The sequence below is a fragment of the Endozoicomonas sp. ALC020 genome (assembly GCF_049275935.1).
GTDB lineage: Bacteria > Pseudomonadota > Gammaproteobacteria > Pseudomonadales > Endozoicomonadaceae > Endozoicomonas_A.
This window is the reverse complement of the sequence record NZ_CP184830.1, coordinates 1,167,149-1,190,776: the sequence shown is the minus strand read 5'-3', so window position 1 is coordinate 1,190,776 and position 23,628 is coordinate 1,167,149. Positions and strand designations below refer to the sequence as shown.

The 23,628-nt window shown below is 50.0% G+C and carries 4 protein-coding genes; all 4 read left to right on the top strand.

The window, feature by feature from the left end; translation table 11 throughout:
• Positions 1–53: 53 nt before the first annotated feature.
• The gene (locus tag ACOJUO_RS03700) at positions 54–7,634 is read left to right on the top strand and encodes an AAA family ATPase (RefSeq protein WP_422138957.1); all 7,581 of its coding nucleotides are present in this window, start codon (positions 54–56) and stop codon (positions 7,632–7,634) included.
• Positions 7,635–7,900: 266 nt separating this feature from the next.
• A complete protein-coding gene (locus ACOJUO_RS03695; RefSeq protein WP_422138956.1) occupies positions 7,901–8,098 on the top strand; it encodes a hypothetical protein in 198 nt (65 codons plus the stop codon).
• Between the two features lie 73 nt (positions 8,099–8,171).
• On the top strand, positions 8,172–15,773 hold the full coding sequence (locus tag ACOJUO_RS03690) for an AAA family ATPase (protein ID WP_422138955.1): 7,602 nt from the start codon (positions 8,172–8,174) through the stop codon (positions 15,771–15,773).
• 146 nt (positions 15,774–15,919) lie between these two features.
• Entirely contained in the window at positions 15,920–23,407 is a 7,488-nt protein-coding gene (locus tag ACOJUO_RS03685; protein WP_422138954.1) for an AAA family ATPase, read from the top strand.
• The last annotated feature ends 221 nt before the right edge of the window (positions 23,408–23,628 follow it).

Sequence of the window (23,628 nt, the reverse complement as noted above, 5' to 3'; positions counted from 1 at the left end):
AACTACCAAACAACTTCAATTCAGTTCTTCAGATGGCAGTTGGGAGATTGGCTATGGATGGTCGTATTGGTGAGAAAATTGACAACAACTCTTTTCTTGGTATTGCCGTGTCTGAGAGCGGCGAAAAGAGCGACGAAAAGAGTGTCGAGCCAGCCAGGAAAGCAGAGCAGGATTTACCGTTAAAGGTTGTAAAGGTCTACCCTGGTATCGCCTCCAAACTCAATAAATCATTACCTTCGACAACCTTTCCAGACAAAGCAAGAATCGTTTCCGCAACAGATTCCTCGCTCCCAAAGACCCCTTATGCCTTTGATTTTCGTTTTGTCGCCAGTGATGATGAGATTCGACAGCTTTTAGTTGCCCAGACCAGCGATAAAAATCGGGATATCACCCTTATTTCCCACCCCGATGACCTCTCACAGGCTAATCTGGTGACCCGGTTGAGCATTTCCAAAGAGGGTCACCACAGTCTGCGTTCAGGTAAGCTCTTTGAAAGTTCAAAGCCACTGACCCTGGTCATTGATATCCGAAAACTCACCGGCAATGAACTGCCCAAATTTAACGATCTGCTGGACCCGGATAACCCCTGTCTGTTCGACAAAGTCAACCGGGAGAAACGCCCTCTGGGTGAACATGTTTCTCTGCTGGTCGTGGCAGACCCTGCACAGCTGACATCGGTTGGTAGGCGTGACGACTCGCCTGGCGCTGATTTCTGGCGACGAATTAATCGACCGGACAATACCTGGCAGTTTGACACTCAGACCGGCAATAACTCATCAATGAGCATGGACGAGGTTCCTCCAGTAGTGCCTGAATTCACCCGTGCCAAAAGTACTACGGAAGACGACAACACCGTTTTAATTGACTGCCACCTGCACAGTCACTGGCGACAGTTACTGCTGGGTGGACCCGGGGTGGACAAACAGGGGCGAATCCAGCACATCCCCGGCAAGCTTGAATCATTAAGGGCCGGACAGCGGGTGATTCTGAAAGGAGCCAACTGGGAAGATCTGGCCTTTGAACAGACGATTCGACAAATGCTGGCGCAGAAGCGTTTTGAGAGCAATGACAAGACCTGTCCATTACCCGACAATGTTCAGTTTTATCAGATGCCGGTAGGGAATAACGAGCTTCGTTCACTGTTCTTCAGTCTGACCCCTTCTCTTGACAAAGAACAGGCATTACGCAACCCCATCATCATTAACCAGAGTAATATTGCCCAATGGCTGAGCCCCATTGCCATTAGCCCGGAAGGCTATGCAACCCCTAACACCTGTCTGTTGGAACAGATTCGGGCGGGGGGATCAGTTACCGTAACGTCTCCCCTCACTGAGGCACTCTGGTTTCGCTTGCTGGGTTCACTGCAGGCGATTCGTAAGACCACCGGCCTGGAGCCCCGACTTCAGGTGGCTGATTCAAAACATCAGCCGAAAGTCCTGGGATTGACAGAAAACGATGAGGTCTCTCTGTCCTGCCCACAGGAAAAAAACAAAGATCAGATCGCGTTCAGCAGCCTCACTTATCAGCAATCTGCCCAGGCCAGTTATTGGATCAATAAGCAGCCGGATTCACCTCTGGTCATTCAGGTCAATGAACAGACCCGCTTCAGCCAGCTATTTGATAATATCCATATCACCTCGGAACAAAAGGCTCATTTCGGACATCGCAAGACTGCGTTGCAGGAGGCATTAACCGCTGGCAAGCCGGTCGTATTCCGGGGGCTGGAGAGTAATCCAACGCTGCAGCAGCTTCTGGAACCCCTGATTATTGGGCAACCTCTGTTGCTGAATGGCCAGTTGCAAGACTATCCAAAAGCTCGTGTGACAATACTCTGGCCTGAATCTGTGAAAAGCCCCTCTTCAATATTTCATTTGACGGTCGCCACAGGTAAGCCCTGTCCTGAGGTCGATCTCTGGGATATCAATGCCCGCAAGTATGATATCGCCCGTACTGAGCTGCCAGAACAATCACTTCACTCACTTTACAAAGCCTTCGATACCGTACCTGGCTACCTGTGTAAACCCCTGCCGGAAATAACCGCAGAGTTATTGAATAACCTGATACTGGCTGCCCGACGAGCACAGCAGGTTGACCATTCCTCACAGCTTTTACCCCGCCACTGGCGCAAAGCCATCAATAGCGTCATCACCCATGGCACCCGGCAGAATCCGTCCGTGCGTGATTTTATGAAAGTGGCCTGTTGGCACTTGTTACCGGATAAGACAACGGATGAGGATCATACCGCCACGGTAGACCCGAATCAGTTAGCTGCCATCATCAATAGTGCCCCGCGACTGGATAGAAAGTTCGTGAAGCGGAACCTGTGGCCACTGGCCCGGGCCTTTGACCCGGCAGTCTTTAAAGGTATCGAATTACAACTGTCCTATGAAAGTCCGTTTCCAAAGCGGGGGAAAAAAGCCGTTATGGACAGACTCTGTGCCATAGTCGTGATCCATGGCCCTGAAGAACAACGAGATGCTTTAGCGTATCAGTTGAAAGTCGATCTGGCGGCAGCAGAGCTCTATCAATCGTTAGCTATCAGGCCAACAGGACAGATCAGACGTTTGCAAGACGCACTGGCTTCTGGCTGGCATTTACCTCTGTCACCGGGGCAGACCCGATCCGATGCTATTCACGCGCTGGCCAGCGAATGTTTTCACAGGGCCAGAACAGCGAATTCTGAGGCAGAACCCATTGAACATATAAAACACCGACTGTCTGAATCACTGAAATGGCAGGGTTCCGCTGATATGCCTTTGTCAGCACTGGCCCGGGATCTTTATCACGGCGAGATAAGTCAGAAGGATCGTGAAAGTCGTCGATTATCCCGACTCCACGACCGGCTTACAGACTCTCCCGTTATCTTCCTGCAAGGGGAAACCGGCACAGGGAAAAGCTACTTTTCCGCCAGAGTGGCGAAAACTTCAGGACCGACTTCGGTCATTTGCCTTGGGCCTTGTGACAGCGAACAAACCCTGATGAATCGCTGGCAGTGGCTGGAGCACACCGATGGCGACCGCTCTATGGCCCTGCAAAACCGGGCGCTGATGGAATGGGCCAGTACCGAATCCAACAAAGACGGAGAATACATAACCTTGGTTCTCGATGAAGCCAATCTGGCCAAAGCCGGATTACTGGCATCATTGAACGGCTTATGGGAACCGCAACCCTGCATCTATGTGAATGGCCATCCTGTCAAGGTCAGCGAAAAACACCGGGTGATTCTCACCGGCAATCCCGATCATTACTCCGGGCGCCAAATGGACCCGGCCCTGAAAGAGAAACTGCCCAGAGCTTACTACCCACGCCTGGACCAGGCATTCCTTCGGGACAGGGTGGTGGAACCCGCTCTGGTCAGGCATTTACAACGGCATTTGCCGGAGCAGCAAATAAACGACATTGCACACAGGGCCAGCAAGAGTGTGATGGCACTGTGGCAATATTATCAGGAGCTGTTGCCCGGGCATGAGTTTACCCCCAGGGATTTAACCGATATCTGCAGCTGGGTGGGCTGGTATCTGGATCGTGCGTTACCCAGAGGCGACAGTGTTAGCTGTGAGCAAGTGAACAGTTTGATCCAGCAAAGTTTCCGGGATCTGTTGGGTCCCGAAATCAGCGAGACTCAACAGGATGCCCTTTCGGCACTGGAAATCTGGTTTGCTGCGCGCTACCACCCGAACAACACCCTGCGCGATAAAGTTCATAACCACACCCTGCCAGATATACAGCGGGACTTCGAAGCATTCACCAAAGAATTCCGACCTGAGTTTGACACCTCCGGTTCGGCAGTCATTGAGCTGGTGCAACGGCTGGGACAGGATTTAAGCCGCTGTCAGCAGGCTTATCATCACAAGATAAAACACGGCGGTCGTCAGGCAACGCTGATTGAAGGCCCGGCTGGGCGCGGTAAGGATGCCACGCTGAACCTGCTGATCAAAAGTGTTAAACAGCAAGCTCAAGAACGGGGAGAAACCATGCCAGAGGTCTTTCCCCTGAATGCCTGTGATTGTTCCTGGGAGCAACTGTGTGAAGCGATCCAGAAAGCAAAAGTCGATGGCGGCATCGTAATCATTTCAGAAATGAATCTGATGGACAGCCAGCACCTGGAAGGGGAGTTAAACGATATTCTGGCCGGAGACGCCCATCCGGGCTTCCACCTGTTTGCCACCATTAACCCGCCTGAGTACAGCGGGCGAAAACCCTTATCACCGGCACTGAAAGGACGTTTTCGACATGTGCCGATCCGGCAGTACAGCTCGACCGAATTGCAGACCATTGCCGAAAAAGTCTTGCCAGAGAACGAGCAGGGAAAAACCGTGGCTAAAATGTTGACTGAAAAACATTGTCGTTTAAGGGCTTACCTGCAACGGAAAAACCTGCCATTGCAGCCCACCAGCCTCGATTTACAGAATGTTGCCAGGGCTATCAACAGAGGGGGTAATTTTACCGAAAAAGCCGTTCATCAATGTCTTACTCAGCACTACCGGCTTTACCTGATGGCCGCCAACCTATCGCTGAAGGAACTGCCCGAGTCAACGGCTCTTGCCATGAGCAAAGGAGCAATTCATTCCGGGCTTTGCCAATGGTTCAACCAGGTGGTACCTGGTATTAGTCGTCCATGGTTGATAAGAAGCAGTGATCGCAACAGTGTTGATGAAAAAAAACATGAAATTCATATCGACACTGATCTGATTGAAGAGGAAGCCAAAACGGAAATAATCAGGATGGTGGCTAAGGCAAGGTGGCAGGCATCCGGTCTTTCCCTGAACCCCAATAAGTCGGACGATATTCTCACCCGGGCGCTTTACCGACACTGGCAACAATGCTGGTTTGATCGTCTGTTTGGCCAGATGGGTGTGGAAGCCAGTAGCGTATTTTCCCCGACCGAAGAAGAGATACACACGCTGAAAATATCAATTAACCAGCCTTATCTTCAGGAGGCTGATCAGCGGATAAGGGGGTGGAAAGCCGATGACGTTCGGTGTTGGCCTGAGTTCTGGCATCAGATCAGGGATCTGCTGAACCATTTTGTTGGCGATTATATTAACAAAACCTCAGTGGTTGCTGGTGATAAGGCTTCCGGGCAATCCCTGCCACAAGTCCACGAGAAACAGGCACCGGCATTGGCTCAGAGAAAGAACCATAAGCCAGAGTCGGCCAGGGCATTGGACTGGGAAACAGATTATGAAAACCATGAGAAGCGACACTTTCACGATTATAGAGTTTTTGATAACCAGAACTTTCCTTCCTGGAATTACCGCTGGTTGGCAAGGGATATTTATATCTCTCCCGAAGGCAATATCGAACGGACCATTATTAATTATCAACACGTACAGGGGGTCGAAGTTCTCATACCTGCCCGATTGCCACAGGATGACCAGGAAGTAACATTAGCTAGCGATCAAACACTGGCGACCTTGGTGGTGACACCAAACAATGGTCTGTATGCTTTACCCAGCCTCACGGTCAACGACTATATCGTAGCCCTGCGCATGGAATCCAGGTTGTCCTTTGTTCTGCTCAGGGATCGCTATACCGGTCTTCATACAGTGTCTGTTCCAGAGTGCAGAGCCAATCAGAGTATTAAATTTGCCTATGTCGTAGAGTCCAGAAAAGCGAGCAAAAAAAAACCTGCTGAAGAAGCCCAACCAGCACAGTCAAAACGTTCTGACGCTCGCTGTTCAAAAGGTATGAAAACAGTACTGGAGGAAGTGCTCACGAACATTAAAGAACAACCACACGAAGTGCAGGAGCCATTGCAGAGAATAAAAAGTGCTATAGACACGACGCAACGCATTGAAGCAATCAGGGACTATTGCCGAGGGTTCACCGGTGTTGCCATACCAGCAGAGCACAATAAAAATTTCTTTCACTTTCTCGTCACACAGCGACAAGGGCGCTGTCGTCATCGTGCGCCTGTTTTTATGGCTTTTTGTCGTTATTTTGGCATTCCATGTCGAACAATATCTAATCTTCTCCACACCTTTGCGGAGTATTCCCCGGATCAAGGCCAAACATGGGAGTCAGTGGACTTGGGCGGGGCGCCTGCCGATACAACAAAACACACATCTGCATTCCAGCTCACCCGTCGGCTCAGAGGTTCTGGCACTGAGTTGAAGAAGAGCAGGGACCTCCTTAAGAATGTCCTGAAAGACGCTGATTTAGCACAACTACAAACTCTGGCCAAAGCCTATGGTATAAGCCTCGAGGAACTGAACAAAACCCTTGAGACAGACCATGCCTTGCCAAAAAAAAATCTGAGTACTTTCGAAATAGTAAAGAACCTCTGGGAGGAAAAAGAGTTAACCGGTTTTGCCATGGGCGTCTCAATCTTGCAGTCGCTGGAGACAGAAGTATTGAGCGAGGACGATAAGGCATTGGTCGGTAAAGTGATTGGAGGTGGAACCCCCCCCTATAAACCAATGTCGGAGGCACTCAAACCAATATTGTCCAACAGTGATGAAGATCAGGTCACTGAACTACTCAAGTCACTCCATTCAAAAATGATCGACCAGGCCGGAACAAGCCCTGACCAGTGGTTGTGCTCAATAGTGGACGTATTGGCAAACAGTGATTTGACCCGTCCTCCAGTTATTCACTTTGCCAGTAAAGCCCTGGAATCGGGTTGGCTGGATCCAGTGCCGACCTATGGCAAATATGTTATGACGACCGTTGAACATCATAAACTATTGATGCGTCTGGAAGCTGTCGATGAACTGAACATTAAAGCCGCTCATTGCTTGAAAAAGTGGTATGAGGAAGTGATGTCCGGGGAAAAAAATAACCAGCAATGGCAATCGGCTTATGAAACCTTCCAGGAGGGAAAAGAGAATGCCTTCTTCATCACTGATCCTCATAACGGGCATTCGCCATTCCTTAAAAATATAATGGCCAGTCCATCCGTCGAGATTGCCTGGACGGACAAACCCGAGGGCGTTCCGAATATAGAACGACTGCTGTTGCACAACCCTGCCTTTGTGCAGTTAAACTCGGGCAAAGGCAACTACCGTCCGGTGATTATCCTGGGGAACATCTCACTGAACAGCAAAGTGATTAATGAAAAGGCCGAAGCCCTACTTCAACGGAAACTTGAGAACAACCCGTACTTGAGGCAGATATTGGAAAAAATCAATCAATATGAAGCAATGGATCGACGATGCTTTAATGCTCTGAAAGCAACGGATAGTCAGAAAGAAAGGCTTGATATCATCAGCAAGTACCAATCCACCCTGAAGTCCCTTGAGGTACCATCCAGGGACAAAGTCCTGGTGTTTGACTTAAAAAACCAATGCCGGAAAGCAATTCAACAGGCCTTCATTTATTACTTGTATGAAATGACACATTCGAAAGGGGGGGGCTTAACCTATTGTTGGGCCGATGCTTTCATCCTGGCGGAAGACGATGATGGCCACTGTGGTGCTCATGCTCCATCCTCACCAGAAGAACTGTATGCCATGATGTCTTTAATCAAGAGCTCTGACTGGTCGCAGGAAGCTATTAGGGATGACCACTTGCGGCAGACACATAACGTCAGTAACGCTCTGATTCTCAAAACCAATGAACTGACAAAAATTGTCGAAGAGTTTTTAAACAGCCTGAATTTGAGTTCGCTTTGTGATGCTTTGGATACCTGATAACCGTTTGGTCATGTTGAGTGCTTCACTCCCGACACTCCCGGCTTCATTCTCGTCATTCCCGCGAAGGAGGCTGTCGCAAAAGGGTATGGTCAGCAGGATATATCAAGATCGTCGTTCCCGCGCAGGCGGGAACCCACCACGAACAGTGGATCTCCGCCTTCGCGGAGATGACGGTTTGAAGCTTGAAGCGTTTTAATTGACCTTTTGCGACACCCGCGAAGGCGGGAATCCACAGTGACTCACCACCAGAACCATACTGCCCGGTGCCCCCCTGGCTTTGTCATCCCCAAGAAGACAGAGACCCACCGTTGGCGCTGGATTCCCGCCTTCGCGGGAATGACGACCTCAGAGCATGGGAATCAGAGTTTTGCGACACCCTCCTTCGCGGGAATGACGACTTCCTTCGCGAACATCAGGCTGGACAACCCTGCAGACGGGTAACAGTTAAAATGGAACTTTAATCTCATCCTAAGGTCAAACGATTAATCAGTTTCAATGCAATCCTTCAAGGGACATCAGGAAAGGAGATTAATAGTGGATGTTCAGATCAGGGAAATAAACAAATCGGTTCTTGATAGTGGCGCGTCTGACAATATCGTACCAGCCAAAAATCCAAAGCTGGCATTACCGGCAAATGATGTCGAGATCTGCTCTGATGTCACTGCCAGGCTCAAGGTATCGTCACCACTGATTTCGTCGCCTCACCAGGCGAGAACCGTCTCCTCAACGAATTCCTCGCTCTCCGGGGCTCCTGGTGACTTCGATTTTCGTTTTGTCGCCAGTGATGATGAGATTCGACAGCTTCTGGTTGCCCGGACCTGCGATGAACATCGGGATGTCACCCTTATTTCCCATCCCGATGACCTCTCACAGGCTAATCTGATGAGCCGGTTGAGCATTTCCGAAGAGGGTCAGCACGCGCTTTATCCGGGCAAACTGTTTGAAGGTTCGCAGCCATTGACCCTGGTGCTGGATATCCGAAAACTCACCAGTGCTGAACTGTCAAAATTTAACGATCTGCTGGACCCGGATACCCCCTGTCTGTACGACAGAGTCAGCCAGAAAAAACGCCCTCTGGGCAAGCATGTTTCTCTATTGGTTCTGGCAGACCCGGCACAGTTGGCATTGGTTGGCAGCAATCATGAGGCACCAGGAGCTGATTTCTGGCGGCGAATTAATCGACCGGGCAATACCTGGCAGTTCGACGCACAGACCGGCAATGACTCATTAATGAGCGTCGCCGAGGTTGCTCCGGTAGTGCCTGAACTCTCCTGTGCCGAAAGTGCTGAGGATGGCGACAATACCGTTTTAATTGACTGCCACTTGCACAGTCACTGGCGACAGTTACTGCTGGGTGGCCCCGGAGTCGATAAACAGGGACGTATCCAGCACATACCCGGCAGGCTTGAGTCATTGAGGCCCGGACAACAGGTGATTCTGAAAGGGGCCAACTGGAAGGACCTGGCCTTTGAACAAACGATTCGACAGATGCTGGCGCAAAGGTGTTTTGAGAGTAACGGGAAAGTCTGTCAGTTACCGGACGATGTTGAGTTTTATCGGATGCCGGTAAGGAATGACGAGCTTCATTCACTGTTTCAAAGTCTGTCCCACTCTGATGCAGAAGGACTTTCCCACAACGTACCACCAAACCCGGTCATCATTAACCAGAGTAATATCAGGGAATGGCTGAGCCCGATTGCCATTAACCCGGAAGGTTATGTCGTCCCTGACAACTGTCTGTTGGAACGGGTTCGGGCGGGTGGTGTCATCACCATAACGTCCCCCCTCAATGATGTACTTTGGTTTCGTTTGCTGGGTTTACTGCAGACTATCCACAAGACGACAGGTCTGGTGCCCCGGCTTCAGGTGACTCATTCAAGACAGCAGCCGAAAGCGCTGGGACTGACAGAAAATAATGAGTGCCCTCTGCCCGGGAGCCATCAGCAAGATAAAAAAGACAGGGACCAGACCTCCTTTAGTATCGTCACTTATCAACAACATGCCCAGGTAAGTCATTGGATCAAAGATCACCTGGAAGCCCCTTTGGTCATTCAGGTCAATGACCAGACCAGCTTCAGCCAGCTGTTTGATAATATCCATATCACCTCGGAACAAAAGGCCCATTTTGAACGAAGTCAGAGCGAGTTGCAGAAGGCATTAATCGCTGGCAAACCGGTTGTATTTCTGGGGCTGGAGAGCAATCCAACACTTCAGCAACTTCTGGAACCCCTGGCTATTGGTCAGCATCTGTTGGTGAATGGCCAATTACAGGCCTATCCGCAGGCTCATGTCACTCTGTTCTGGCCTGAGTCTGCGAAGAGCCCATCGCCAGTATTTCGTTCGATGGTCGCCACAGGGAAGCCTTGTCCTGAAGTTGATCTCTGGGATATCAATGCCCGCAAGCATGATATCCCTCGGACTGAGTTGCCAGAACAAGCACTTAATAAACTTTACGAAGCGTTTAAAACCGTACCTGGCGGTCTTTGTAACCCCCTGCCAGAAATGACCGAAGGTTTGCTGAATAACCTGATCCTGGCTGCCCAACAAGCACAGCGGGTTGACCATTCCCTGCAGCTCCTGCCCTGCCACTGGCGCAAGGCCATCAATAGCGTCGTCACGCACGGCACCCGGCAGAGTCCGCCCGTGCGTGATTTTATGAAAGTGGCTTGTTGGCACTTGTTACCGGATAAGGATCAAGCCGCCTCGGTAGACCCGGACCGGTTAACTGTCATCATCAACCGTTCCCGGCGGTTGGATAGAAAGTTTGTGAAGCAGAATCTGTGGCTACTGGCCCGAGCCTTTGACCCGGCAGTATTTAAAGGCACCGAATTAAAACTGTCCTATGAAAATCCATTGTCACTGCGGGCTGAAAAAGAAGTTCTGGACAGGCTTTGCGCCATAATTGTGGCCCATGCGCCTGAAGCACAAAGGCAGGCGATAGCGTACCAGTTGAAAGTTGATTCGGCGGCGGCAGAGCAATATCAAGCGTTAGCCATCAGGCGAGCAAGTCAGATTAAACGTTTGCAGGATGCACTGGCTTCTGGCTGGCAGCTAAAGCTTCCATCAGGTCAGACCCGATCCGACGCCATTCACGCTCTGGCCAGCGATTGTTTCCACATTGCCAGGGGAGAATATGTCACAGAGAATCCCGTCGCAGAACGCATTGAACGCATAGAAAAACGACTGTCTCAATCAATGCAATGGCCGGGTTCCACTGATCAACCCCTGTCAGCACTGGCCAGGGATCTTTATCACGGCGAAATGAGTCAAAAGGATCGTGAAAGCCGTCGATTATCCCGACTCCACGACCGGCTTAGCGACTCTCCCGTTATCTTTCTGCAGGGCGAAACCGGCACCGGGAAAAGCTACTTTTCCGCCAAAATGGCGAAGGCTTCAGGACCAGCTTCAGTCATTTCCCTTGGACCTTCTGACAGCGAACACACCCTGATGAAACGCTGGCAGTGGCAAGAACACGCCGATGGCGACCGCTCTATGGTGCAGCAAAACCGGACGTTGATGGAATGGGCCAATACCGAATCCGACAAAGATGGAGAATACATAACCCTGGTGCTGGATGAGGCTAACCTGGCCAGAGCCGGATTGCTGTCGTCATTGAACGGCTTGTGGGAACCGGAACCCTGCATTTATGTGAATGCTCATCCTGTCAAAGTCAGCGCAAAACACCGGGTAATTCTCACCGGCAACCCGGATCATTACTCCGGGCGCCAGCTTGACCCGGCGCTGAAGGAGAAACTGCCCAGAGCTTACTACCCTCGTCTGGACCAGGCTTTCCTTCGGGACAGAGTGGTGGAACCGGCGCTGCTCAATCAGTTACAACGGCATCTGACAGGACCTCAAATAAACAAAATTCTACCCGATGCTACCGGGAGCGTGATGGCACTGTGGCAATATTATCAGGAACTGTTGCCCGAGCATGAGTTTACTCCCAGGGATTTAACCGATATCTGCAGTTGGGTGGGCTGGTATCTGGATCGTGCGTTATCCGAAGGAGAGAGTGTTAGCTGTGAGCAAATGAACAGTTTGATCCGGCAAAGTTTCCGGGATCTACTGGGTCCCGAAATCAGCGAGACTCAACAGGATGCCCTTTCGGCACTGGAAATCTGGTTTGCCGCCCGTTACCCACTGGACAACACCCTGCGCAACAAAGTTCATAACCAAACCCTGCCAGATATTCAGCGGGACTTCGAAGCATTCACCAAAGAATTCCGACCTGAGTTTGATACCTCTGGATCAGCAGTCATTGAGCTGGTAAAAGGGCTGGGACAGGATTTAAGCCGCTGTCAGCAGGCTAATCATCGCAAGATAAAACACGGCGGCCGTCAGGCAACGCTGATTGAAGGCCCGGCTGGACGGGGTAAGGATGCGACGCTGAATCTGATGATCAACAGTGTCAAACAGCAGGCTGAGAAAAAGAGAGAAACCATGCCAGAGATATTTCTCCTGAATGCCTGTGATTGTTCCTGGGATAAAGTGTGCGAAGCGATCCGGAAAGCAAAAGTCGAAGGCGGCATCGTGGTGATTTCAGAAATGAACCTGATCGACAGCCAGCATCTGGAAGGTGAGTTGAACGATATTCTGGCCGGCGATGCCCATCCGGGTTTCCATTTGTTTGCCACCATCAACCCACCCGAGTACAGCGGACGAAAGCCCTTATCACCGGCTTTGAAAGGGCGTTTCAGACATTTGCCGATCCGGCAGTACAACCAGACCGAATTGCAGACCATTGCCGAGAAAGTGTTGCCACTGACTCCAGAAGGGAAAGCTGCGGCTGAAAAGCTGACTCAGAAACACTGTCGCTTAAGGGCTTACCTGCAACGAAAAAACCTGCCGTTGCAGCCGACCAGCCTTGATCTGCAGAATGTTGCCAGGGCTGTTATCAGAGAGGGCGATTTTGGCGAAGACAGCCTTAATCAATGCCTCGATAAGCACTACCGGCTTTACCTGATGGCAGCCGACCTATCCCTGGAGAAACTGCCAGAATCATCGGCTCTTGCCATGGATAAAAGTGAGCTGGATTCCGGGCTTTGCAAATGGTTCAACCTGACGGTATCGGACATTAGTCGTCCGTGGTTGATACGACCCGGTGATGGCAACAGTATTGATGAAAAACACCATGAAATTCGTTTTGAGCCTGGCTTGACTAAAGAGGAAGCCAAAACGGAAATCATCAAGATGATGGCTCAGGCTGGGTGGCAGGCATCCGGCCTTTCTCTCAAGCCGAATCAGTCGGACGATATTCTCACCCGGACACTTTACCGACACTGGCAGCAAGGCTGGTTTAATCGTGTGTATGGACGGACGGGGGTAGACGTCAATAGCGTCTTCCCCCTGACCAAAGAAGAGAGACAAATGCTGAAAACACCCGCTTCCCAGCCTTATCTTCGGGAGGCTGATCGACAGATAGGGTTATGGAACTCCAATTCAGTTAAATGGTGTCGTGCGTTTTGGCATCAGATAAGTGATCTGCCGAAACGTGGGTTGGACAACTACGTTAACGAAGGGAAACAGACCAAGACATTGGATCGGAGGACCGGCTACGAGGGCCTGAAGAAGCCACAGGTCAACGATTGTAAAATTTTTGATACGAAGTACATTACTTCCAGAATGTATCGCTTCTGGGCAAGTGATTTTGATGTCACTGCCGAGGGTGAGATCAATCAGTTCGTTATTAATGATCGACACATTCAGGGGTTCGAAGCCCTCACACCGGCCCCGTTACCGGGGCGTGAACAGTCAGTAACATTAGCCACAAATCAAACACTGGCGACCTATGAATTGTCATCGAAGAATGGCCAATATGCATTGCCCAGCCTGACGCCTGACGACTATATCGTGGCCCTGCGCATAGAACCGAATATGCTATTTACCCTGGTCAGGGACCGATATACCGGACTTCACACACTGACTATTCCAGAAGCCAAAGCCAACCAGAAAATTCTGTGTGCTTATGTCGTAGAACCCAAAAAACCGGGGAAAAAAACAACGGCTGAAGAACCCCAATCAGAAGGATCAGATCGATCAGTACGTTTTGATGCCCACTGCTCAGAAGGTATGAAAACCGTACTAAAAAAAATGTTTATGACCATTGAAGACCAGCCATCTGAAATACAGCAGCCTTTGGAGACAATAAAAAACGCAGAAAACAGGACGCAACGAGTTAAAGCGATTAAGGACTATTGTCTACAGTTTTCCGGTAAGGCTAAACCAGCGCCCAGTGAACACTTCTTTCAATTTCTGGTAAAAAAGCGGCAAGGTAGCTGTCGTCATCGTGTGCCCGTTTTTGTGGCTCTTTGCCGTTATTTCGGAATTCCATGCCGACAAATTAATAACCTCATCCACAGCTTTGCCGAGTACTCCCTGGATGGCCGCCAAACCTGGCAATCAGCGGATTTGGGCGGAGCTCCAGTGCTGCCAATAGAAATCAGACCTGACTTCCAACACAACAGGAAGGTGGGTGCCCCCGACACTGAGTTAGAAACGGTCAAGAATCTCCTTAAAGGTGCTGATTTAGCAAAACAGCCAACTCTGGCTGAGGCCTCTGTTGTGAACTCCAGAGAACAGTACAACACACTTGAGACAAAGAGTGCATTGCCAGAAACCGATCCAAGTCCTTATGAAAGGGTACTGGAGCTCTGGAAGATAAAAATTTTAGGCCCTTTTTCCATGGGCGTCTCAATGTTAGTGTCGATGGACACAGAAGCATTGGGCGAAGAGGAGAAGAGTTTGATCGGAACGGTGTTCGATGGTCGGTGGCTTCGTAAACCGATGTCGGAGGCAGTATGTACGATGTTGAACTACTACGGTGAAGGAGATCAGGTCGCTCAGCAACTCAAATTATTGTACTCAAAAATGATTGATCAGGCCGGAGCAGACTCTCGACAATGGTTGGGTTCGATAGTGGATATACTGGCAAAATGTAACTTTCACAGAGCTTCGGTTGTTCGCTTTGCCCATGAAGCACTGGCATCGGGCTGGTTGGATCCAATGCCAGAATACAAAACTATTATTGTATCGGCCACAGATCATTATAAGCTATTGATGCGTCTGAAAGATTTCGATGAGCTGAGGGCCAAAGCCACCCATTGTCTGAAAAAGTTTTATAAGCAGTTATTGTCCAGAGAAAAAAATATTCAGTTCTGGCAGTCGGCTTGTAAATACCACCATATAATAAAAGGCAATGACTTTTTCGCCACCCATAGCCATGATGGGTTTTCGCCATTTCTGGAAGCTAACATTCTCTGCACATCGTTAAAGAATGCCTGGACAAACCAACCTGACGGTACGCCGAATATAGAACGAATGCTGGTGCACCAGCCTGCGTTTCCGAAATTAGCCTCGGGCAAGGATAATCATCGCCCGGTGATTATCCTGGGGCAACCTGTCTGGAGCAACACACTGGTTGAGGAGAAGGCCGAAGAACTGTTTCAACTAAAAGTTGAGAACACCCCGCACTTAAAGCAGTTATTAGGAATAGTCAGTATATCTAGGGCCAGGTTAGAACAGTTCGACGATGAACTGCAAGAGCTCAGTGCATCCAGAGAGAAAGCACTGCGAAAATTGAAAGACGAATATATGAAAGCATTGCATACTGCAGATGATCCTGCAGGTTGCTCTGGTTCATTACCTCTTCATGAAAAACGTCGGCTTGCAGAAGAAGTCTATAACGAAAAAACATCTGATATCGAAATGAGATACAAAAACATAAAAGACTCTGTTAAAGAGTTGAAAAAGGGTGTGGAATTTGGGGTTACTTTAAAAAGTAACTGCAATCAATTGATTCGGCAGGCCTTTAGTCATTACCTGTATGAATTGACACACTCAAAAGGTGGTCGCTTAACCTATTGTTGGGGCGATGCTAACGGGGTGAGTGAGCTTGTCAGCAATCAAGCCTTTGGCTCTCACGAACCGTCCTCACCAGAAGAGCTATATACCATGATGTCTGCTATTTCAAGCTCTTCCGATTTTCAGCGCTCTGTTAATGATGCCTACTTAAAACAGGCACAGGACGCCAGCAACGCTCTGGTGCTCAAAAACGCTGAACTGACAAAAATTGCCGAAGAGTTTTTGGACAGCATGAATTTGAATTCGCTATATAACTCATTAGATACACGTTGACAGCCTGACCATAGTAAGTTTTTCGAGATCGGTACTCCCTTCAATGGTTACGGGTAACCATTGAAATCGAACTTTCCTCCTGTCTGAAGGTCAAATGATTAAACAATTTCAATACAGTCATTCAGATGGCAGGAGAGACATTGACTATGGACAGTCGGATTGATGGTGCTGACATAAAAACAACCGTTCTTGACAGTGGCGTACCGGCCAAGAAAGCAAAGCGGGATGCATCAACGTCAAAGATTGCAGGAGTCTGCTCTGATGTCACTGCCAGGCTCAGGGTATCGTCACCACTGATTTCGTCGCCTCACCAGGCGCAAACCCTGGCCGCGGATTCCTCGCTCCAAAAGGCTCCCCGTTCCTTCGATTTTCGTTTTGTCGCCAGTGATGATGAGATTCGACAGCTTCTGGTTGCCCAGACCTGCAATGAACATCGGGATGTCACTCTTATTTCCCACCCCGATGACCTGTCACAGGCTAACCTGGTGACCCGCTTGAGCATTTCCGGCGACGGTGGCCACACGCTGGGTTCGGGCAAGCTGTTTGAAGGTTCACAGCCCATGACTCTGGTGCTGGATATCCGAAATCTCAACAGCGAGGATCTGCCAAAATTTAACGACCTGCTGGACCCTGATAACCCCTGTCTGTACGACAAAGTCAGCCAGCAGAAACGCACTCTGGGCGAACATGTTGCTCTACTGGTGGTGGCAGATCCTGAACAGTTGGCATCGGTTGGCCAACGCGAAGATGCACCCGGTGCTGATTTCTGGCGGCGAATTAATCGCCCGGGCAATACCTGGCAGTTCGACGCACAGACCGGCAATGCTTCGGCAATGGACATCGACCAGGTGCCTCCGGTATTGGCGGAACTCTCCGCTGAAAGCGCCATGGATGACGACAATACCCTGGTTATTGACTGTCACCTGCACGGTCACTGGCGACATTTGTTGCTGGGTGGTCCCGGCGTAGATAAACAGGGACGAATCCAGCACCTCCCCGGCAGGCTTGAGTTATTGAGGGTCGGTCAACGGGTGATTCTGAAAGGGGCCAACTGGCAGGATCTGGCCTTTGAACAGACGATTCGGCAAATGCTGGCGCAGCAATGCTTTGAGAGCAATGGCAAGGTCTGTCGGCTACCCGACAATGTTCACTTTTATCAGATGCCGGTAGGGAATGACGAGCTTAGTTCACTGTTTCAAAGCCTGTCCTGCTCTTTTGAAAAACAAAATGACAAACAAGGCGCCAATGGACTTAATCAAGAGCAACCACCACAAAATCCGGTCATCATTAACGAGAGTAATATCAGCGAATGGCTGAGCCCGATTGCCATCGCCCCGGAGGGTTATGCAGTCCCTAACAGCTGTCTGTTGGAACAGGTTCAGGCGGGCGGTGCCGTCGCTGTTACGTCTCCCCTCAATGAGGAAAACTGGTTTCGTTTGCTGGGCTCACTGCAGACTATTCGCGAAACCACTGGCCTGGAGCCCCGACTTCGGGTGGCTCATTCAGGACGGCAGCCAAAAGCCCTGGGATTGATAGAAAACGTTGAGTACCCTATACCCGGGAGCGTTCAGTTACCGAAAAAAGTCAGCGATCAGGCAGCCATTGACACCTTTACTTATCAGCAACATGCCCAGGTCAGACACTGGATCAATCAGCAGCCGCAAACACCTCTGGTCATCCAGGTCAATGAACAGACAGGCTTCAGCCAGCTATTTGATAATATCCATATCACCTCGGAACAAAAGGCGTATTTTGGACGACGCCAGAGTAAATTGCAGGAGGCATTAACCGCTGGTGAGCCGGTGGTATTCCTGGGACTCGAGCGTAGTCCAGCGCTTCAGCAACTGCTGGAACCTCTGGTTGTGGGACAACCTCTGTTGGTGAATGGTCAATTACAGGCCTACCCAAAAGCTCGCGTCACATTGCTCTGGCCTGAGTCTGCAAAAAGCCCCTCTTCAGTATTGAACTTGATGCTTGCCACAGGTAAGCCCTGTCCCGAGACCGATCTCTGGGATATCACTGCCTCCAGGTATGAGATACCGCGGACTGAACTGCCTGAACAAGCACTTAATGAACTTTACGAAGCCTTTAAAACCGTACCCGCCCACCTGTGTAACCCTTTGCCTGAAATAACCGAAGGGTTATTGAATAACCTGATACTGGCGGCCCGACGGGCACAGCAGGTTGACCAGTCCCCAGAGTTCCTGCCCCGCCACTGGCGTAAGGCCATCAATAGTGTCATCACCCATGGCACCCGGCAGAATCCGTCCGTCCGTGATTTTATGAAAGTGGTTTGTTGGCAGTTGTTACCGGATAGGATGCCAGATGCTCACAGGAAGCCGGATGAGGATCAAACTGCCTCGGTAGATCCGGACCAGTTAAACGAAGTCATCAATAGTGCCCCGCACTTAAACAGAGAGTTTGTAAAGCAGAACCTCTGGCCACTGGCCAGAGCCTCTGACCCGAAAATCTTTAAGCAAGCAAAACTCTACTATCAAAGTTCATCTCCGGAATGGGATGTAGAAGAAATTCTGGACGGGCTCTGTGCCCTGATCGTAGCCCATACGTCTGCAGAACAACAAGACGCAATGGCCTGCCAGTTGAAAGTCGATCCGGCAGCAACAGAGACCTTTCAATCGTTAACCATCAGGCCATCAAGACAGATTAAACGTTTGCAGGATGCGCTGGCTTGCGGATGGCAGTTAAACCTTGCGTCTGGTCAGATCCGATCCGATGCTATTCAGGCTCTGGCCAGCGATTGTTTTCATATTGCCAGAACCGCGAATACTGTCAAAGCAGGTATTGAAGAGATAGAAAATCGTCTGCCTGAATCACTGGAATGGACGGGTTCCGCTGATAATCCTTTGTCAGCACTGGCCCGGGATCTTTATCACGGCGAGATAAGCCAGAGAGATCGTGAAAGCCGTCGATTATCCCGACTCCATGACCGGCTTTCGGACTCTCCCGTTATCTTCCTGCAAGGGGAAACCGGCACCGGAAAAAGTTACTTTTCCGCCAAAATGGCGAACGCTTCAGGACTGGCTGAGGTCATTTCCCTTGGACCTTCCGACAGCGAACAGACCCTGATGAAACGCTGGCAGTGGCAAGAGCATACCGATGGCGATCGCTCTATGGCGCAGCAAAACCGGGCTTTGATGGAATGGGCCAAGACCGAATCCGATAAAGACGGAGAATACATCACCCTGTTGCTGGATGAGGCTAATTTGGCCAAAGCCGGATTACTGGCGTCATTGAACGGCCTGTGGGAACCGGAACCCTGCATCTATGTGAATGGTCATCCTGTCAAGGTCAGTCCAAAACACCGGGTAATTCTCACCGGTAACCCGGATCATTACGCCGGGCGGCAAATGGACCCGGCCCTGAAAGAGAAGCTGCCCAGGGCTTACTACCCACGTCTGGACCAGGCTTTCCTTAGGGACAGAGTGGTGGAACCGGCTCTGCTCAATCAGTTACAACGGTATCTGCCGGATTCTCAAACAAGCAGGATTGCGCAGAGTGCCACCGGGAGTCTGATGGTGCTGTGGCAATATTATCAGGAACTGCTGCCAGACCATGAGTTTACCCCCAGGGATTTAACCGATATCTGCAGTTGGGTGGGTTGGTATCTGGATCGTTCGTTATCCGCCGGTGACACGGTTACCGGCAAGCAAATGAACGCTTTGATCCAACAAAGTTTTCGGGATCTACTGAGCCCTGAAATCACCGAAACAAATCAGGATGCCCTGTCAGCACTGGAAAGCTGGTTTGCTGCCCGTTACCAGCCGGAGAACACCCTGAGCGACAGGGTTCGTAACAAGACCCTGTCAGATATTCAGCAGACCTTCAGAACAGTTACCCAAAAAATACGACCGGACTTTGATACCTCCGGAGCGGCAGTCTTTGAGCTGGTAGAACGAATTGGACAGGATTTAAGCCGCTGTCAGCAGGCTTATCATCGTAAGATAAAACACGGCGGTCGTCAGGCGACACTGATTGAGGGCCCGGCCGGGCGAGGTAAAGATGCCACGCTGAACCTGGTGATTGCAAGCGTCAAACAGCAGGCTGAAGAACGGCAAGAATTGATGCCGGAAGTCTTTTACCTGAATGCCTGTGATTGTTCCTGGGACAAAGTGTGTGAAGCGATCCAGAAGGCCAAAGTGCAGGGTGGCATCGTGGTGATTTCGGAAATGAATCTGATCGACAGCCAGCACCTGGAAGGTGAGTTAAACGATATTCTGGCCGGTGACGCCCATCCGGGCTTTCACCTGTTTGCCACCATCAACCCGCCTGAGTACAGCGGGCGAAAACCCTTGTCACCGGCACTGAAAGGACGTTTTCGACATCTGCCCATTCGGCAGTACAACCCGGCAGAATTACAGACCATTGCCGAAAAAGTGTTGCCAGAGTCACCAGAATGGACATTAGTCGCTAAAAAGCTAACAGAAAAACATTGTCTTTTAAGGTCTTGCCTACAACGCAAAAACCTGCCGTTGCAGCCGACCAGCCTTGATCTTCAGAATGTCACCAGGGCTGTCTTCAGAAGAGGCGACTTTACCGATAAAGCACTTCATCAATGCCTCACTCAGCACTATCGGCTTTATCTGATGGCCGTCAACCTATCGCTGGAGGAACTGCCCGGGTCTTCGGCTCTTGCCATGGGGAAATGTGAATTTAATTCCGAACTTTGCCATTGGTTCAATCAGACAGTACCGAAAATTGATCGTCCATGGTTGATACGAAGCAGTCATCTCAGCAGTGTTGATGAAAAAAAACATGAAATCCTTGTTAACACTGAGCTGGATGAACAGGAAGCCAGAACGGAAATCATCAAGAGCGTGGCTCAGGCAAAGTGGCGGTCATCAGGCCTTCCAATGAAGCCCTATGACTCGGACGACATACTCACCCAGACACTTTACCGACACTGGCAGCAAAGCTGGTTTAATCATAAGTTTGGCCACACCGGCGTGCACGCTGATAGCGTATTTTCCCTGTCGAAAGAACAGACACTGACGCTGATCTTATCAGCTAACCAGCCTTACTTTCGTGAGGCTGATCGGCGAATCAGTGCATGGAGTGTCGATGGTGCACAATGTTGGCCTCTGTTCTGGCATCAGATCAGTGATCTGCCGAAACATCTGGTCGATGATTTTATTAACGAAACACCACAAGACATGCCAAAAGTCAGCGAGAAACAGGCGTCGGCATTGCATCAAAGTACCAACCTTGAGCCACAGTCTGTTCACCAGGCATTGGCTATTGACAGTGGTAAGGCCTATGAAAAATACAATCCCGAAGCCCTCGAAAAAGAGGCTCCAACATTGGACCGCATGACGGACTACCAGAACAAGAGTAAACCAAAAATCAAGCGTTATATGATTTTTGACACTAAGGACTTTTTTCCCGCTCATTATCGGTGGCGGGCAAGAGATATTTTTGTATCTGCTGCGGGCGACATCAAATGGATCGATATTAATGATCGTCACATGCAGGGAGCCGAAGTCCTCATACCGGGTCGGTTACCGGAACCTGACCAGGAAGTGACATTAGCCAGCGATCAGACGCTGGCGACCTTTGAGCGGCCATCGAACACTTGTCGATATGCCTTGCCCGGCCTGAAGCCTGACGACCGAATCGTGGCCCTGCGCATAACACCAGCATTGCCATTTACCTTGATCAGGGACCGATATGCCGGGCTCCATACACTCTATGTTGCCAAGGCCGAAGATAACCAGACTATTCAATTTGCTTATGTCGTAGAACACAGAGAAGCGGGTGAAAAAACACTTGCTGAAAAAGTCCGACCCGCACAATCAACTCGGTTTGACGTCCACTGTTCAGAAGGTATGGAAGCAGTACTGAAAAAAGTATTTACCCGAATTGACCTGCAGCCAACCAAAGTACAGGCGCCTTTGCAGACAATAAAAAACGCTAAAAACAGCAGGCAGCGCATTGAGGCGATCAAGGACTATTGCCGGGGGTTTTCCGGTGGTGATATGCCAGAGGGTAATAAAAATTTGTTTCAATTCCTGGTAACACAGCGGCAAGGGAGCTGTCGTCATCGTGCGCCTGTTTTTGTTGCTCTTTGCCGTTATTTTGAGATTCCATGTCGGCTAATTGCTAACAAAAACCACGCCTTTGCAGAATGTTCCATAGACAGCGGTCAAACCTGGGAGTCAGTGGATTTGGGCGGGGCACCTGTTGAGGCAATAGAAATCTGGCCTGACTTCCAGCCCAACAAGCGGATCAGCGGTTCCGGCACCCATTCAAAGAAAATCAGGGATCTGCTGGAAGGAGCTGATTTAGCACAACAGGAAGCTATAGCTAAAGCCCTGGGAATGAGCCTGGAGGAGCTGAAAAAAGCCCTTGAGGCAAACACTGCATTGTTAGAAGCCGATCTGACACCTTTCAAATTAGTAGTGAGGCTTTGGAGGAAAAAAGATTTTGCCGGCTTTTCCATGGGCGTCTCAATCCTGGAGTCGCTGGAGACAGACGAATCAGACTATGCCGAGCAGGCATTGATCGGTAATATAGATGTCCGAGGAGATAATCCGATGTCGGAAGCCGTAATGCAAATATTGTCCGACAGTGATGAGGATCAGGTCTCTGATCAACTTAAATCCCTCTATTTAAAAATGATTGTTCATGGCGGAGCAGAGCCGCTCGATTGGTTGAATTCAATAGTGAAAATACTCAATGGCAGCGACTTGACCAAACGTTCGGTTATTCAATTTGCCAGTCAAGCCCTGAAATCGGGTTGGCTGAATCTATTGCCATTACAAAAATACAAAAGTAAGAAGGAAGTTAAACACCATCAGCTATTGCTGCGACTGGAAAGCGTCGATGAACTGAAGGTTGATGCCAGCCGTTGTCTGAAACAGTGGTATAAGGGATCATTCTCCAGGGAAAAAAATAGCCATCTCTGGCAGTTCCTACATAGCTACTTCCAAACAAAGAAAAAGTATGCCTTGCTCGTCACTCACAGTCATGACGGGGTTTCGCCATTCCTGCAAAGTAAAATTGCCAGCTCGTCTTTGCAAAAAACCTGGACAGACGAACCTGAGGGTATTCCGAATATAGAACGAATGTTGGTACATGATCCGGCCTTTGAGCAGTTAAGCTCGTTCAAGGCGAACCACCGTCCGGTAATTATCATGGGGCAACCTTCCTGGGACGAAACAGTGTTGGATAAAAAGGTCGAAGCCCTGTTGCAGCGAATTATTGCCAACAGCCCGGACGACCTGGAGCCGTCGGATGAGGAGCGAAGGCTGGAAAGTGATTTAAAAAACAAATGCATTCAGGCAATTCAGCAGGCCTTCAGTTATTACCTGTATGGACTGGCAAACTCGAAAGGCGGTTACTTAAAGTATTGTTGGGCTGACGCTGTCATCGGGCCTTATAAAAGCAGCGACCACCATGGCGCTCACGATCCATCCTCACCGGGAGAGCTGTATGCCATGATGTCCTGGATTTATAGCTCTTACGAGTTCCAGGGATCTGTTGAAGATGCCTACTTACGGCATGCGTACAACGCCAGCGATGCTCTGGTGCTGAAATCCGTCGAACTGACAATTATCGCCGAAGAGTTTGTAAACAGCGTGAATTTGAATTCGATTTATGACGCATTGAAGAGCTGATAACCCTTTGGTCATGATGAATTTTTAGCAAAATCGTCGTAAACCCTCGCCCAATCGAGGGTGTCGCAAAAGGTCAATTAAAACGCTTCAAGCTTCAAACCGTCATCTCCGCGAAGGCGGAGATCCACTGTTCGTGGTGGGTTCCCGCCTGCGCGGGAACGACGATCTTGATATATCCTGCTGACCATACCCTTTTGCGACACCCTCGACAAGGCGGGGAG

What these genes read in the sequence shown, in the direction of transcription:
- ACOJUO_RS03685 (WP_422138954.1), top strand. Translation starts at nt 15,920, where the DNA reads ATGGACAGTCGGATTGATGGTGCTGACATAAAAACAACCGTTCTTGAC.
- ACOJUO_RS03700 (WP_422138957.1), top strand. Translation starts at nt 54, where the DNA reads ATGGATGGTCGTATTGGTGAGAAAATTGACAACAACTCTTTTCTTGGT.